This is a genomic window from Streptomyces sp. NPDC045998 (genome assembly GCF_056430285.1).
The window spans coordinates 40,986-54,566 of sequence record NZ_JBWKLJ010000017.1 but is presented as its reverse complement, the minus strand read 5'-3'; the positions used below and the strand labels follow the sequence as shown (position 1 = coordinate 54,566).

Sequence of the window (13,581 nt, the reverse complement as noted above, 5' to 3'; positions counted from 1 at the left end):
CGGGCCCGGCGCCCGCGCGAGGCTGGAGGTATGGCTGATCCCATACCTCCCGGTACGAGCGAGACCCATGGCGACACCCACACCGTGCGGTTCACGGTTCCGCTGCCGCACCCCGTGGAGCGCGTCTGGCCGGCCATCTCCACCCCGGGCGGCCTGCGCGGCTGGCTGGCCGAGCCCAAAGCGCTGGAGCCGCACCTCGGCGGCACGGCCATCCTGCGCTGGCCCACCAGCGACACCGTCGCCACCGGCACGGTCACCGCGTGGGACGTCGAGCGCATCGTGGAGTACACGCTCGACGTGTACGGCCGCGTCCGCCTGCACCTGGAGCGGGGCGGCGCGCCCGACACGACCGTGCTGCGGTTCCTGAACGAGTTCCGAGGCACGGACGACCGGCGTCTCGACCGCCTGGCCGGCTGGCACGACCGCTTCGAGTACCTCGTCGACGCGCTGGACGGCAAGCCGGCCGACTGGCCCTCCTGGTCGCGCGAGCGCTGGCAGGACCTGCGCAGCCGGTACGAGGCCCGCGACTTCGGCGCGACCTAGATCAGGGCTTCTTCGGGTCGTCGTCCTCGTCCTGCTCGCCCTTCTTGAGCTCCTCCTCGCGGCGGCGCAGGTCGGCCTCCCAGTCCTTCAGGAGGGCCTCGTCCTTCTTGCTCTCGTCGCGCAGGGACTTCAGGAACTCGGGGTTGTCGTCGGGGGCGACCCACTGGGTGCGGTGGTTCCGGTGCCACTCGGAGGGGGTGCGTCCGCCGGCCGGGGCGTGGCGCATCTTTCCGGCGGCGAACCAGACGATGGGGCCGACGATCCAGAAGAGCAGGATGATGAAGATCCAGGCCACCTTGGGGAGGTGCTTCGCCTCGTCCTCCGGCGTGTTCAGGCAGTCGATGAACGCGTAGATCGTCAACGCCAGCGGCAGGATGTACAGCAGTGCCCTGAGCATGGGGGACAGCTCCCTGGAAGCATTGGCGGGCCGGTTTCCACAGCCCCGGTGACAGGCCCAGAGTAGCCGGTGACCGATACTTGACCCCATGGCTTACGACGATCTCCGCTCGCTGCTCAGGGCTCTGGAGCGCGAAGGCGACCTCAAGCGCATCAAGGCCGAAGTCGACCCCCACCTGGAGGTCGGGGAGATCGTGGACCGGGTCCAGAAGTCCGGTGGCCCGGCGCTGCTCTTCGAGAACGTGCGCGGCTCCGCGATGCCGCTCGCGATGAACGTCTTCGGGACCGACCGCCGGCTGCTGAAGGCGCTGGGCCTGACGTCGTACGACGAGATCAGCGCGAAGATCGGCGGCCTGCTGCGGCCCGAGCTGCCGCACGGCTTCGTGGGCGTGCGCGAGGCGTTCGGCAAGCTCGGCGCGATGGCGCACGTGCCGCCGAAGAAGGTCAAGGACGCGCCCGTGCAGGAGGTCGTGCTGCGCGGGGACGACGTGGACCTGGACATGCTCCCGGCGCTCTTCACCTGGCCCAAGGACGGCGGGTCCTTCTTCAACCTGGGGCTCACGCACACCAAGCACCCCGAGAACGGCATCCGCAACCTCGGCCTGTACCGGCTCCAGCGCCACGACAAGCGCACCATCGGCATGCACTGGCAGATCCACAAGGACAGCCGCAACCACTACCAGGTCGCCGCGCGGCGCGGGGAGCGGCTGCCGGTCGCGATCGCGTTCGGGGCGCCCCCGGCGGTGACGTACGCCTCGACGGCGCCGCTGCCGGAGGACATCGACGAGTACCTGTTCGCGGGCTTCCTCCAGGGCAAGCGGATCGAGATGGTGGACTGCAAGACGGTGCCGCTGCAGGTCCCGGCGCAGGCGGAGGTGGTCCTGGAGGGCTGGCTGGAGCCGGGCGAGATGCTCCCCGAGGGGCCGTTCGGCGACCACACCGGCTTCTACACCCCGCAGGAGCCGTTCCCGGCCCTGAAGATCGACTGCGTGACGATGCGGAAGCGGCCGCTGCTGCAGTCCATCGTGGTGGGCCGGCCGCCGACGGAGGACGGGCCGCTGGGGCGGGCGACGGAGCGCTTCTTCCTGCCCCTGCTCAAGATCATCGTGCCGGACATCGTGGACTACCACCTGCCGGAGTCGGGCGGCTTCCACAACTGCGCCATCGTCTCGATCGAGAAGAAGTACCCCAAGCACGCGCAGAAGGTCATGCACGCCATCTGGGGCGCGCACATGATGTCGCTGACCAAGCTCATCGTGATCGTCGACGCCGACTGCGACGTCCGCAACATGCACGAGGTGTCGTGGCGGGCGCTCGGCAACACCGACTACGCCCGCGACCTCACGGTCGTCGAGGGCCCGGTCGACCACCTGGACCACGCCTCGTACCAGCAGTTCTGGGGCGGAAAGGCGGGCATCGACGCCACGAAGAAGTGGCCCGAGGAGGGCTACACGCGCGACGGCGGCTGGCCGGACATGGTGGAGTCCGACCCGGCGACGGCGGCGCTGGTGGACCGCCGCTGGAAGGAGTACGGGCTGTGAGCCCGATCGCGATGGGCGGTCCCGCCCTCTTCATCGGCACCGACACCGACTACGTGGCGCTGGTGCGCCCGGAGCTGGACCCGGCGGACGCCGGGGTCCAGCGGGCCGCCGCCGAGGCGGGTGTCGCCCCCGAGGAGTTCGCGGGCGCGGGCGACCTGTGGGCCGTCCTGGTCGAGAGCGGCGGCGAGGGCGACGGCTTCGAGCTGCCCGGCGTGCGCGACGCCGAGCCCGCCGACTTCGCGGAGCGGCTGCGCGCCGAGCTTGCCGCCGCATCCGGGCCGTTCAGCGTCGACGGCGGCGCGGTCCTGCGTCTGGACGCCCGTCCGGCCGGCGCGGACGCCTACGCCTTCACGGCGCACGTCACACCGCCCGACGACCCCGAGACCACGCTGACCGTGGAGACCGGGCCGCTGCCCGTGGCCGCGCTGCTGGCCGACCTCGACGCGTTCCTCGGGAGCCTCGCGTGATGACGACCACCGCGCCGAAGCCGGCCGGCGGCATCAAGGCCTTCCTGCGGCTGGTGATGATCGAGCACTCGGTCTTCGCGCTGCCCTTCGCGTACATCGCCTCCCTCACCGCGATGTACGAGGACGACCGGAGCGTCCACTGGGTCGAGCTGCTGCTCGTCACGGTCGCGATGGTGGGCCTGCGCACCTTCGCCATGGCCTGCAACCGGATCATCGACCGCGAGATCGACGCCCGCAATCCGCGCACGGCGGGCCGCGAGCTGGTCACCGGCGCGGTGTCCGTCCGCTCCGCCTGGACCGGCGCGCTGGTGGCCCTGGTGGTCTTCCTGGGCGCGGCGGCGCTGCTCAACCCGCTGTGCCTGGCGCTGGCGCCCCTCGCCGTCGTGCCGATGGTCGTCTATCCGTACGGCAAGCGCTTCACGAACTTCCCGCACGCCATCCTGGGTCTGGCGCAGGCCATCGGCCCGGTCGGCGCGTGGCTCGCGGTCACCGGGGCGTGGTCGTGGGACGCCATGATCCTCGGCCTCGCCGTCGGCGTCTGGATCGGCGGCTTCGACCTGATCTTCGCCTGCCAGGACGTCCAGGCCGACCGCGCCCACGGCGTCATGTCGGTCCCGGCCCGGTTCGGCGTCCCGGCGGCCCTCCACGGCGCCCGTGCCTGCCACGCCGTGACGACGGCCCTGCTCGTCTGGTACGCCCTGGCCACCGACGCGGGCCTCTTCTTCTGGCTGGGCCTGGTCGTGGTGGCCGTCGCCTTCGTGTACGAGCACACGATCGTGCGCCCGCACGACCTGTCGCGGCTGAACCGGGCGTTCTTCACGACGAACGGCTTCATCGGGATCGCGCTGTTCGTGTGCGCGGTGGTGGACCTGGTGGTGCGCGGCCTCAGGGGGTGAGCGCCGCCGTCCGGCGCGGGCGGCGGCGGAAGACGAAGGCCGCCGCCACGCCCGCCAGGAGGCCGAAGAGGTGGCCCTGCCAGCTGACGCCGGACTGGGTGGGGGATATGCCCAGCAGGATCGAGCTGCCCCAGACGGCGCCGATCAGCAGGCCGACGCCGATGTCCAGCGGCTTGCGGTCCACGAAGCCGCGCACCAGCAGGTAGCCGAAGAGGCCGAAGATCAGGCCGGAGGCGCCCGCCGTGACGCTGTACGACGGGGAGACGAGCCACACGCCGAGCCCGTCGACGACCACGATGAGCGCGGCGACGGCCAGGAAGCGGCGGATGCCGCCGAGCGCGGCGAGGAAGCCGAAGACCAGCAGCGGCACGGTGTTCGCCGCGACGTGGGCGAAGCCGAAGTGGAGGAACGCCGCGGGGACGAGGTCGCGCAGCTCGGCGGTCTCGCGGGGCGTGATGCCGTAGGCGTCGAGGGCGTGACCGGTCGCCATGTCCACGGCTTCGAGGAGCCACAGCAGCGCCACCCAGGCGACCATCAGCTTCGCGGCCGCCCCGGCCCGGCCGGCGCGGCTCCAGCCGGTGCCGTCGCGGCCGGTCCGGCTCGCCGTCCCACTCGTCGTACCCGCCATGGCGGCCCCCTGCGGTCTCGCACGCTTCCACCTCGGCAAACGTCCGGGGACCTTACCCGGTTCCCCGCCCGCCGGGCCGGATAGGCTCAGGCGCATGACTGTCGGCAAGCGCGTTCCCTGGGTCGTCGGGGTGTCCGGGGCCTCGGGGACCCCGTACGCCGCCGCCGTGCTGCGTGGGCTGCTGGCGGCCGGGGAGAGCGTGGACCTGGTGGTGTCCCGGGCGTCCCGGCTGACGCTGCTGGACGAGACGGGGATCGCGTTCCGCGACGCGCACTGGCGCGAGGACCTGGCGGAGTGGCTGGCGCGGGGCGCGGACGGGAAGCCGGGTACCTTCCGGGACGTCGACGTGGCGGACGTACGCCACTGGGCGGCCGGTGACCTGGCCGCGGGGCCGTCGTCGGGCTCGTACCCCGTCAAGGGGATGCTGATCGTGCCCGCGTCGACCGCCTGCGTGGCCGGGGTGGCGCTGGGCCTGTCGAAGGACCTGCTGCAGCGGGCGGCCAGCGTGACGCTGAAGGAGCGGCGCCGGCTCGTGGTCGCGGTGCGCGAGACCCCGCTGAACGGCCAGACGCTGAAGCACCTGGTGGCGCTGGACGAGGCGGGCGCGGTGGTGCTGCCGGCCTCGCCGGCGTTCTACGCGGGGGCGACGCACATCCAGGACCTGGTGGACTTCGTCGCGGGGCGGGTGCTGGACGCGGCGGGGGTACCGCACGCGCTGTACCGCCGCTGGAAGGGCGAGCTCGGTGGTGGCTCGCGTGATGGTGATTAGGGCTCTCGAGAGCCAGGGGAAGATCCGTACGGGGCGCCGACCCCGCATGCCTTAGATTGACACTCAAACGCGCGGTTTCGCTGACCAATGGAAGGCTTCAGGCATATGGACGCCGTGGATAGGCAGCTCATCCAGGCCCTGCGGGAGAACGGCAGGGCCTCGTACGCCGAGCTCGGCCGGCTCGTCGGGCTCTCCGGGCCCTCCGTCACCGACCGCATCAACCGCCTGGAGGCGGCGGGCGTCATCACCGGCTACCGCGCCACCGTCGACTCCGCCTCGCTCGGCCTCGGCGTCACGGCGCTGATCGGCATCTCGCTCTCCGACGCCGCCGACCACGAGGACGTGGCCCGCCGGCTGAAGGACCTGGCCGAGATCGAGGACTGCTGGTTCATCGCGGGCGACGACTCGTACATGCTCAAGGTGCGGGCGACGGACGTCGACGGCCTGGAGAAGACCATCCGCCGCCTGTCCGGCACGAAGGGCGTCTCCCGTACGCGGACGACGATCGTGCTGTCGACGAAGTGGGAGAACCGGGTCGGCGACCTGCCGGAGGGGGAGTGACGCGGAGCCCCGGTGGGGGTCCCCCCGGCTGAAAAGTACGGGGGAGTACGGTGGTGGAGCCCGATTGACACACGTATGGGAGGCATCCGCATGGACGCGGGGCTCAAGCGCGAGCTGGAGGAGAAGGTCCGGTCCGGGGAGCGGTTGACCCGCGAGGACGGCATCGCCCTCTACGAGTCGGACGATCTGGCCTGGCTCGGCGGCCTCGCCCACGAGGTGCGCACGCGCAAGAACGGTGACGTGGTCCACTTCAACGTCAACCGGCACCTCAACATGACGAACGTGTGCACGGCGTCGTGCGCGTACTGCTCGTTCCAGCGCAAGCCGGGCGAGAAGGACGCGTACACCATGCGCATCGAGGAGGCCGTCCGCCTCGCCAAGGCGATGGAGAACGACAACCTCACCGAGCTGCACATCGTCAACGGGCTCCACCCCAACCTGCCGTGGCGCTACTACCCGCGGTCGCTCAGCGAGCTGAAGAAGGCCCTGCCGAACGTCTCCCTCAAGGCCTTCACCGCGACCGAGATCCACCACTTCGAGACCATCTCCGGGCTGTCCGCCTCCGAGATCCTCGACGAGCTGATCGACGCCGGGCTGGAGTCCCTGACCGGCGGCGGCGCGGAGATCTTCGACTGGGAGGTCCGCCAGCACATCGTGGACCACCGCACCCACTGGGAGGACTGGTCCCGCATCCACCGCCTCGCGCACGAGAAGGGGCTCAAGACCCCGTGCACGATGCTGTACGGCCACATCGAGGAGCCGCGCCACCGCGTGGACCACGTGCTGCGGCTGCGGGAGCTCCAGGACGAGACCGGCGGCTTCCAGGTCTTCATCCCGCTGCGCTACCAGCACGACTTCGTGGACATGAAGGACGGCAAGATCCGCAACCGCCTCCAGGCGCGGACCACCATGGCGACGGGCGCCGAGGCGCTGAAGACCTTCGCGGTCTCGCGGCTGCTGTTCGACAACGTCCCGCACGTCAAGGTCTTCTGGGTCATGCACGGCGTGCAGACGGCGCAGCTGGCGCTCCAGCACGGCGCGGACGACATGGACGGCTCGGTCGTCGAGTACAAGATCACGCACGACGCGGACAACTACGGCACGCCGAACAAGCTGAGCCGTGAGGACCTGCTGGAGCTGATCCGGGACGCGGGCTTCCGCCCGGTGGAGCGCAACACGCGGTACGAGATCATCCGCGAGTACCCGGGCCCGGACGCGGACCGCCGTGAGTCGCCGCAGCCCATGCGCGTCTGACGCACCGCCCCACGGGTACCCGGGGGCCATGGCGCACACCAAGGCCCCCGAGGACGCGTACGACGCCCGGCCGTTCGTGCCCGCCGGCGCGGACCTCGACGAGGTGCGCGCGGCGGCCGCCGGGTGCCGCGGCTGTCCGCTGCACCGCGACGCCACGCAGACCGTGTTCGGCGCCGGGAACCCGCACGCGCGCGTGATGCTCGTCGGCGAGCAGCCGGGCGACCAGGAGGACCGGCAGGGCGCGCCCTTCGTGGGCCCCGCCGGGAAGCTCCTGGACCGGGCGCTGGACGAGGCGGGGATCGACCCCGACGACACGTACACCACCAACGCCGTCAAGCACTTCAAGTTCGAGATCGTCCCCGAGCGCGGCAAGCGCCGCATCCACAAGTCGCCTGGCCTGCGCGAGATGACCGCCTGCAAGCCGTGGCTCGACGCCGAGATGCGGCTCGTCGACCCCGAGGTGATCGTGGTCCTCGGTGCCACCGCCGGGAAGGCGCTGCTGGGCTCCGGTTTCCGGGTGACCAGGCAGCGCGGCATGCTCCTGCCGTACGAGGACCGGGGCGAGAGCCTGCTCGCCACCATCCACCCGTCCGCCGTGCTGCGCGCCGACGACCGGGAGGCGGTCTACGAGGGCCTGGTGTCCGACCTGCGGATCGCCGCCCGGGCGCTGGGCTGAGGCGTTTATCGTCGAGGGCATGCCGCTGACCTTCGCCCTCGACCCGCGCATCGACCCCGCCCTGCGCGACGGCGTCCTCGCCCTGTGGGCGGACGTCACCAACGCCGGCGGCGCCGTCGGCTTCGTACCGCCCGTGACGCCCGGCGACATCCTGCCCCAGTGGGTGAGCCACCTCGCCGCGATCGAGGACGGCCGCATGCGGCTGCTGGCGGGGTACGACGAGGACGGGGCCGTCGCCGCCACCGCCTTCATCGCGTACAACACGCACCGGCTGATGCGGCACTGGGTGTGGCTCTACACGGTGATGGTGCACCCCGAGCACCAGGGCAAGGGGTACGGACGCGCGCTGATGGCGGCGGTCGAGGAGGCGGTGCACGGCTTCGACGGCATCGACGCGATACGGCTGACGTGCCGCGGCGGCACCGGGGCCGATCGGTTCTACGCCGGCTGCGGGTACAAGGAGGTCGGGCGCGTGCCGGGGGCGATCCGGGTCGCGGACGGCGACGACCGCGACGACGTCATCATGTACCTGCCGTTGCAGCGGGCCGCCGGAGCGCCCGCTTCCCTCACCCCCTGAAATGATCCAAAGGGCGCATGCTTCACTTGATGCGCACGTAAGCGAAGAGAGCAGAGCAGGAAGAAGGAAGGCCCGCCGTGTCCGCTGCCGCCTGGACGAGCGCCACCATCCGCTACACCCTGATGCGCTTCGGCATCTTCGTCGGTTGCTTCCTCGCCCTGTGGGGCCTGGTGTACGTCGGTGTGCTGCCGCGTGGGCTCGGCGACTCGAACCTGCTGTGGGTGCTCATGCTCTCGATCGTGATCTCCGCGCCGCTCAGCTTCGTGCTGCTGCGCAAGCAGCGGGACGCGATGTCCGAGCAGATCGCCCCGAAGGTCGACACCATGAAGGCGCGGCTGGAGTCCAGCCGGTCCCAGGAGGACGCCACCGCCCAGTGACGCACACGCCGTGAGGTAGCTCATACTCCGCACGCGCCCGTACCCGCCCCCGTGCCGAAGCCGCGCTTCGGACGGGGGCGTTGGCGTTTCCGGGGACTCCTCCCCCAAAGAAGTGCTTTGAGGACCTCAAAGTTCAAGTGTTAACGTGTTCGGCGTGAAGACAGCTGTGCGCCCCCGTGAAGCCATGAGCCCCCCGCTCGTGGCGCGCCTGCATGTCGACCTGTGCCGCTGTATGTCCGCGGTCTGTTGCCGCGAAATCTGACCCCGGCATCATGCAGCGGCGCCGCCCGTAGCGCGCGTGCGTCGCACCCCTCACCTCTGCCCGTATTTCCCGATACGCCCCACTGGAGTGTGTCCGTGTCCGCCTCCGCGAGCACCGAATCCCCCGCCCAGCGCGCCTCCCGCATACCCAAGGTCCCCTTCTGGGTCCAGATCGTCGCCGGTCTGGTCCTCGGCGTCGTCCTCGGCTGGCTCACCCGCAGCTACGACGTGCAGTGGCTGCACACCACCCTCGACAAGGTCGGCCACATCTTCGTCCAGCTGCTGAAGCTGGCCGTAGCGCCGCTGGTCTTCTTCGCGATCCTGGTGTCCATCACCAACCTGCGGAAGGTCAACAACGCCGCGCGCCTGGCCACCCGCACCCTGCTCTGGTTCATGATCACGTCGCTGATCGCCGTGGCCATCGGCCTGGTGATCGGCCTGCTCACCAACCCGGGCGCGGGCACCGGCCTGACCCCGAAGGACGGCAAGCTGCCCGAGAAGGCCGGCTCCTGGCTGGACTTCCTCACCGGCATCATCCCGACGGACGTCATCACGCCCTTCACCGAGCTGAACGTCCTGCAGATCGTCTTCATGGCCGCCGTCGCCGGTGTCGCCGCGCTCAAGCTCGGTGAGAAGGCCCAGCCGATCCTCACCCTCAGCGAGTCCGTCCTGGAGCTGCTCCAGAAGGCGCTGTGGTGGGTCATCCGCCTCGCGCCGGTCGGCACGGTCGGCCTCATCGGATACGCCATCGCCGAGTACGGCTGGGACCTCATCGGCAAGTACGCCACCTTCACCGCCGACATCTACGTCGGCTGCGCGCTGGTGCTCTTCGGTGTGTACCCGCTGCTGCTGGCGACCGTCGCCAAGGTGAACCCGCTCCAGTTCTTCAAGGGCGCCTGGCCCGCCATCCAGCTGGCCTTCGTCTCCCGCTCGTCCGTCGGCACCATGCCGGTCACCGTCAAGGTCACCGAGCGCCTGGGCGTGCCGAAGGAGTACACCTCCTTCGCCGTGCCGTTCGGCGCCACGACCAAGATGGACGGCTGCGCCGCGATCTACCCCGCGCTCGCGGCGATCTTCATCGCGCAGATCTTCGACGTGCAGCTGGGCATCCAGGACTACCTGATGATCGCGTTCGTCTCGGTCGTCGGCTCCGCCGCCACCGCCGGCCTCACCGGCGCGACGGTCATGCTGACGCTGACCCTCTCCACGCTGGGCCTGCCCCTGGAGGGCGTGGGTCTGCTGATGGCCATCGACCCGGTCCTCGACATGATGCGTACGGCCACGAACGTCGCCGGCCAGGCGCTCGTGCCGGTCATCGTCGCCGCCCGCGAGAAGATCCTCGACCTCGACGCGTACAACTCCGCCTCGGGTTCGCCCGTGGAGGAGCGCGAGGTGCGCGAGGCCGAGCAGAAGGTGGCCGTGCCGGTCGCCGCGTAACCCTCCCCGCGCGGCCCCCGCGTCATCCTCCCCGCCCGCCGACAGTGCCCCCGGTCCACCTCTGGACCGGGGGCACTTAGGCTGTGCGCCACCGGAAAACAGGAGGTGGGGGCCGTGAGAGGCACAGGTGCGAAGCCGACGCGGATGCCGCGGGCCGTGCGCGAACGGCAGATGATGGACGCGGCGGTACGGACCTTCGGGCAGCGCGGCTACCGGGCGGCCTCCATGGACGAGATAGCCGAACTGGCCGGCGTGTCCAAGCCCTTGGTGTACCTCTACCTGAACTCCAAGGAGGAGCTCTTCACGGCGTGCATCCGCCGCGAGGCCGCCGCGCTGACCGCGGCCGTCCGCGCCGCCGTACGGCCCGGGCTGCCGGCGGACCGCCAACTGTGGGCGGGACTCACGGCGTTCTTCACCCACACCGCCGAGAACCCGGACGGCTGGGCGATCCTGCACCGGCAGGCGCGTACGCACGGGGAGCCGTTCGCGGGGGAGGTGGCCGCGCTGCGCGACGACATCACGGCCTTCGTGACGGGCCTGATCGGGGCGGCGGCGCGCGAGGCGCGCCGGGAACCGTCGTTCGGCGAGCGGGACGCGGCGGGTCTCGCCCAGGCGCTGGTCGGCGCGGCCGAGTCGCTCGCCGGGTGGGCCAACGAGACACCGGGCGTCTGCGCGAAGGAGGCGGCGGCGACGCTGATGAACTTCGCCTGGACCGGGCTCGGGAGCCTCATGGACGGGGAACGCTGGTCGCCGTCCCGCTGACGCGTCGCGGCTGAGGACGCCGTTCCTGTACGCCGTGTACCGCAGCACGTTTTCGGTCAGTCGCGGGTGGGCCTCCCTCCGGAGGAGCACCCATCCGTTGGCAGGACTTTTCACACTTCCTCGAAACCACAGCCTCACCCGCATCAGGACGAAGCTGTCCTTCCTCCTCCGGAGGGCTTCCCGCTCCGCACCATCCGGCCGTTCCAGGTCAGGGGGCTGGCCGGTTGACGTCACCGGGTTTGCCGGGACGATTCGCCACCTGGTCGGATGGTGTACATCGAACATGTCTGGGAGGAAAGCTCATGGGAGCGTTGAAGACCGCTGCGATGTTCCTCCTCACGGCCGCGACGGTGGCGGGCGTGACGGGGACGGCCGAGGCCAGTGAGAGCGCGAGCGCGCGTGCCGCGACCAGCACCACGACGACCTGCCCGACCGGCTGGGGAAGCCTCGCCAAGACGGCCGGGACGGAGACGGCCCGGCCCCTGACGTCGATCAGGACCGGCCAGTCCCCGTGCTTCGACCGCATGGTGGTGGACACCGGCGGCGTGACCGGCAAGCTCCGCTATCACGTCGGCTACGTCGACACCCTCCACCAGGACGCGTCCGGCGATCCCATACCGGTCAAGGGCGGCGCCATCCTGCAGATCTACGTGTCCTCGCCCAGCTACGACCCGGCCACGATGAAGCCGACCTACGGCGGCCGGGCCAGCCAGCCGCTTCCGGGTGTGGACATCACCGGCTACCAGACCTTCCGGGACACCCGGTTCGCGGTGAGTTTCGAGGGGCAGACGCAGATCGGCCTCGGCGTCCGGGCGCGCCTGCCGTTCCGCGTGACGCAGTGGGACGACAAGCTGATCATCGACGTCGCGCACACCTGGTAACGGCACCCGCCACGGACGGGCTGCTTCTTCGGCCGACGCACCGCCCGGCGCCGCCGCCGACGGCACGGCTCACCCGAACGCCCGCGCCCCCTTGCCGCCCGCCCGCACCGGCTTTCGCATGGACGGGGGAGCCTCGATCCCTTCGACTCCGGCCCCCCGATCCCAGCCGAGAAAGGGCGCCATGTTCGTTCGTACGACGTATGCGACGGGAGATCCGGCCAAGCTCGACGAGGCCGTACGGAGGATGACCACGGAAGGCAGGCAGGCGCTGCAGCGCGAGCCCGGCTTCCGGGGGGCGGGCCTGTTCGTGGACCGGGAGATCGGGAAGCTGCTGACCGGTACGTGGTGGGACGACGAGGAGGCCCTGCGGGCGAGCGCGGAACGGATGGGCGAGCTGCGGACCGAGATGCTGGCGCCCTTCGCGACGACCATGACCGTCGACACCTGGGAGGCCGCGGTCGCGACGCGCCCCGAGTCGGTCGGTGAGGGAGCCCGCTTCCGGATGATCCGGATGCAGTTCGACCCGTCGCGCGCGGACCTGCTGGTCGACGCCTTCGAGAACGGCGCGCTGCCCAAGCTCCAGCAGATGCCCGGCTTCCAGGGCGGGGCGCTGCTCCTCGACCGCGCCGCGGGCGAGGCGCAGGTGGGCGCCATCTACGCCGACCAGGACAGCCTCGCGTCCTCCCGGGGGCCCGTCGCCGTGCTGCGCGGCCAGGCGGCGAGCAAGACGGGGGCTAGGGTGCGGTCGGTCGAGGAGTTCGAGGCGGTCATGGTGATGGCGATCCCGCCGTCCTGAGCCGGGCGTACGTTTCACCGCTCCCGGGCGAGTGCGATGAGCCGGTAGCGCGGGTCCGGCCGCGGGGTCTCCTGCTCCGGGAGCGCGGCCAGCCCGCGGCACACCCCGGCCGCGTCGGCCGGCTCCGCCGCGGCGCTCCACGGGATGTGGCCCCCGGTGATCCGCTCCCGCCAGGTGCGGGGGCTGCGGCCCTGGCCCGTACCGGGGAGCGTGGTCTCGCCCACGAGGCGCAGCCCGTGCCGGGCGGCCCAGCCCAGGACGCGGCCGGAGTGGTCCGGCACGCGCGGCGCGTACGCCCGCCGCAGCGGGGCCGTCACCTCGGCGATGTCGCTGTCCTCCGTGAAGTACGCGTCGTCCTTGTCCACCGTCGTGATGAGGACGCCGCCGGGCCGCAGCACCCGCCGCGCCTCGGCGAGCACGGGCGTCGCGTCGGGCAGCAGGTGCAGCAGCCAGACGAGCGTCACGGCGTCGACGGCGCCCGTGCCCACGGGCAGGCGGGTGGCGTCGCCGAGGGCGACACGGCCCGGGTGCCGGTGGGCGGCGAGCCGCAGCATGCCGGGGGAGCGGTCCACGCCGAGCACCGTGCGGCCCGGGCGGACCAGCCTGCGGGTGACGATGCCGGTGCCGCACGCGACGTCCAGTACCGTGCCCGGCCCCTGGGGCAGCAGCCGCTCGAGCGCCTCTGCGGCCGCCCGCGCCCGCGGCTCACCGCCCCGGGAGGCGTCGTACTGCCCGGCTTCCCCGTCGTAGTCGAGCAGA

At 71.4% G+C, this 13,581-nt stretch carries 17 protein-coding genes; 14 read left to right on the top strand and 3 right to left on the bottom strand.

Annotated elements, in window-relative coordinates:
• The first annotated feature begins 30 nt into the window (after positions 1-30).
• Positions 31-543, top strand: coding sequence for an SRPBCC domain-containing protein (locus AC07FJ_RS33055; RefSeq protein ID WP_361428239.1), 513 nt, complete (start codon positions 31-33; stop codon positions 541-543).
• 1 nt (position 544) lies between these two features.
• Here the strand turns inward: AC07FJ_RS33055 and AC07FJ_RS33050 are convergent, their stop codons facing one another.
• Positions 545-940 carry a PLD nuclease N-terminal domain-containing protein gene (locus AC07FJ_RS33050; RefSeq protein ID WP_479052866.1) on the bottom strand — a complete coding sequence of 132 codons (396 nt, stop codon included), beginning with the start codon at positions 938-940 and terminating at the stop codon, positions 545-547.
• A gap of 88 nt (positions 941-1,028) precedes the next feature.
• Here AC07FJ_RS33050 and AC07FJ_RS33045 point away from each other — a divergent pair, with 88 nt between their 5' ends.
• The 3 genes from AC07FJ_RS33045 to mqnP are packed head-to-tail and all read left to right on the top strand — an operon-like array spanning position 1,029 to position 3,843.
• Complete coding sequence (locus AC07FJ_RS33045) at positions 1,029-2,480, top strand: menaquinone biosynthesis decarboxylase (RefSeq protein WP_361428243.1); 1,452 nt, start codon at positions 1,029-1,031, stop codon at positions 2,478-2,480.
• Positions 2,477-2,947 (top strand): hypothetical protein, encoded by a 471-nt coding sequence (locus AC07FJ_RS33040; RefSeq protein WP_479052865.1) that lies wholly within the window; start codon positions 2,477-2,479, stop codon positions 2,945-2,947. Before AC07FJ_RS33045 ends, AC07FJ_RS33040 begins: the two co-directional genes overlap by 4 nt.
• A complete protein-coding gene (gene mqnP / locus AC07FJ_RS33035; RefSeq protein WP_479052864.1) occupies positions 2,947-3,843 on the top strand; it encodes a menaquinone biosynthesis prenyltransferase MqnP in 897 nt (298 codons plus the stop codon). Before AC07FJ_RS33040 ends, mqnP begins: the two co-directional genes overlap by 1 nt.
• Here the strand turns inward: mqnP and AC07FJ_RS33030 are convergent.
• Positions 3,833-4,471: a rhomboid family intramembrane serine protease gene (locus AC07FJ_RS33030; RefSeq protein ID WP_479052863.1), complete on the bottom strand. Its 639-nt coding sequence runs from the start codon at positions 4,469-4,471 to the stop codon at positions 3,833-3,835. The two genes, mqnP and AC07FJ_RS33030, sit on opposite strands and share 11 nt — an antisense overlap.
• A gap of 94 nt (positions 4,472-4,565) precedes the next feature.
• Between AC07FJ_RS33030 and AC07FJ_RS33025 the strand changes: the two genes are divergently transcribed.
• The 10 genes from AC07FJ_RS33025 to AC07FJ_RS32980 all read left to right on the top strand — a co-directional run bounded on the left by AC07FJ_RS33025 (position 4,566) and on the right by AC07FJ_RS32980 (position 12,822).
• Positions 4,566-5,240, top strand: a complete 675-nt coding sequence (locus tag AC07FJ_RS33025; RefSeq protein WP_479052862.1) for a UbiX family flavin prenyltransferase — start codon at positions 4,566-4,568, stop codon at positions 5,238-5,240.
• A 105-nt stretch (positions 5,241-5,345) separates the two neighbouring features.
• Positions 5,346-5,801 (top strand): Lrp/AsnC family transcriptional regulator, encoded by a 456-nt coding sequence (locus AC07FJ_RS33020; RefSeq protein ID WP_361428253.1) that lies wholly within the window; start codon positions 5,346-5,348, stop codon positions 5,799-5,801.
• A 90-nt stretch (positions 5,802-5,891) separates the two neighbouring features.
• The gene (gene mqnE / locus AC07FJ_RS33015; RefSeq protein WP_403556413.1) at positions 5,892-7,055 is read left to right on the top strand and encodes an aminofutalosine synthase MqnE; all 1,164 of its coding nucleotides are present in this window, start codon (positions 5,892-5,894) and stop codon (positions 7,053-7,055) included.
• A gap of 28 nt (positions 7,056-7,083) precedes the next feature.
• Complete coding sequence (locus AC07FJ_RS33010) at positions 7,084-7,731, top strand: UdgX family uracil-DNA binding protein (protein WP_479052861.1); 648 nt, start codon at positions 7,084-7,086, stop codon at positions 7,729-7,731.
• A 19-nt stretch (positions 7,732-7,750) separates the two neighbouring features.
• Positions 7,751-8,308, top strand: a complete 558-nt coding sequence (locus AC07FJ_RS33005; protein ID WP_479052860.1) for an N-acetyltransferase family protein — start codon at positions 7,751-7,753, stop codon at positions 8,306-8,308.
• Between the two features lie 122 nt (positions 8,309-8,430).
• On the top strand, positions 8,431-8,685 hold the full coding sequence (locus AC07FJ_RS33000; RefSeq protein ID WP_479052902.1) for a DUF4229 domain-containing protein: 255 nt from the start codon (positions 8,431-8,433) through the stop codon (positions 8,683-8,685).
• Positions 8,686-9,036: 351 nt separating this feature from the next.
• The gene (locus tag AC07FJ_RS32995) at positions 9,037-10,383 is read left to right on the top strand and encodes a dicarboxylate/amino acid:cation symporter (RefSeq protein ID WP_479052859.1); all 1,347 of its coding nucleotides are present in this window, start codon (positions 9,037-9,039) and stop codon (positions 10,381-10,383) included.
• A 144-nt stretch (positions 10,384-10,527) separates the two neighbouring features.
• Positions 10,528-11,145: a TetR/AcrR family transcriptional regulator gene (locus AC07FJ_RS32990; protein ID WP_479052901.1), complete on the top strand. Its 618-nt coding sequence runs from the start codon at positions 10,528-10,530 to the stop codon at positions 11,143-11,145.
• Positions 11,146-11,447: 302 nt separating this feature from the next.
• A complete protein-coding gene (locus tag AC07FJ_RS32985; RefSeq protein WP_479052858.1) occupies positions 11,448-12,026 on the top strand; it encodes an AMIN-like domain-containing (lipo)protein in 579 nt (192 codons plus the stop codon).
• A gap of 181 nt (positions 12,027-12,207) precedes the next feature.
• The gene (locus AC07FJ_RS32980; protein ID WP_479052857.1) at positions 12,208-12,822 is read left to right on the top strand and encodes an antibiotic biosynthesis monooxygenase; all 615 of its coding nucleotides are present in this window, start codon (positions 12,208-12,210) and stop codon (positions 12,820-12,822) included.
• A gap of 14 nt (positions 12,823-12,836) precedes the next feature.
• Here the strand turns inward: AC07FJ_RS32980 and AC07FJ_RS32975 are convergent, their stop codons facing one another.
• The gene (locus AC07FJ_RS32975) at positions 12,837-13,580 is read right to left on the bottom strand and encodes a class I SAM-dependent methyltransferase (RefSeq protein ID WP_479052900.1); all 744 of its coding nucleotides are present in this window, start codon (positions 13,578-13,580) and stop codon (positions 12,837-12,839) included.
• Position 13,581: the final 1 nt, after the last annotated feature.

What these genes read in the sequence shown, in the direction of transcription:
- AC07FJ_RS33050 (WP_479052866.1), bottom strand. Translation starts at nt 940, where the DNA reads ATGCTCAGGGCACTGCTGTACATCCTGCCGCTGGCGTTGACGATCTAC.
- mqnP (WP_479052864.1), top strand. Translation starts at nt 2,947, where the DNA reads ATGACGACCACCGCGCCGAAGCCGGCCGGCGGCATCAAGGCCTTCCTG.
- AC07FJ_RS33055 (WP_361428239.1), top strand. Translation starts at nt 31, where the DNA reads ATGGCTGATCCCATACCTCCCGGTACGAGCGAGACCCATGGCGACACC.
- AC07FJ_RS33045 (WP_361428243.1), top strand. Translation starts at nt 1,029, where the DNA reads ATGGCTTACGACGATCTCCGCTCGCTGCTCAGGGCTCTGGAGCGCGAA.
- AC07FJ_RS33020 (WP_361428253.1), top strand. Translation starts at nt 5,346, where the DNA reads ATGGACGCCGTGGATAGGCAGCTCATCCAGGCCCTGCGGGAGAACGGC.
- AC07FJ_RS33030 (WP_479052863.1), bottom strand. Translation starts at nt 4,471, where the DNA reads ATGGCGGGTACGACGAGTGGGACGGCGAGCCGGACCGGCCGCGACGGC.
- AC07FJ_RS33000 (WP_479052902.1), top strand. Translation starts at nt 8,431, where the DNA reads ATGCGCTTCGGCATCTTCGTCGGTTGCTTCCTCGCCCTGTGGGGCCTG.
- AC07FJ_RS33010 (WP_479052861.1), top strand. Translation starts at nt 7,084, where the DNA reads ATGGCGCACACCAAGGCCCCCGAGGACGCGTACGACGCCCGGCCGTTC.
- AC07FJ_RS32985 (WP_479052858.1), top strand. Translation starts at nt 11,448, where the DNA reads ATGGGAGCGTTGAAGACCGCTGCGATGTTCCTCCTCACGGCCGCGACG.
- AC07FJ_RS32980 (WP_479052857.1), top strand. Translation starts at nt 12,208, where the DNA reads ATGTTCGTTCGTACGACGTATGCGACGGGAGATCCGGCCAAGCTCGAC.
- AC07FJ_RS32990 (WP_479052901.1), top strand. Translation starts at nt 10,528, where the DNA reads ATGCCGCGGGCCGTGCGCGAACGGCAGATGATGGACGCGGCGGTACGG.
- AC07FJ_RS33005 (WP_479052860.1), top strand. Translation starts at nt 7,751, where the DNA reads ATGCCGCTGACCTTCGCCCTCGACCCGCGCATCGACCCCGCCCTGCGC.
- mqnE (WP_403556413.1), top strand. Translation starts at nt 5,892, where the DNA reads ATGGACGCGGGGCTCAAGCGCGAGCTGGAGGAGAAGGTCCGGTCCGGG.
- AC07FJ_RS33025 (WP_479052862.1), top strand. Translation starts at nt 4,566, where the DNA reads ATGACTGTCGGCAAGCGCGTTCCCTGGGTCGTCGGGGTGTCCGGGGCC.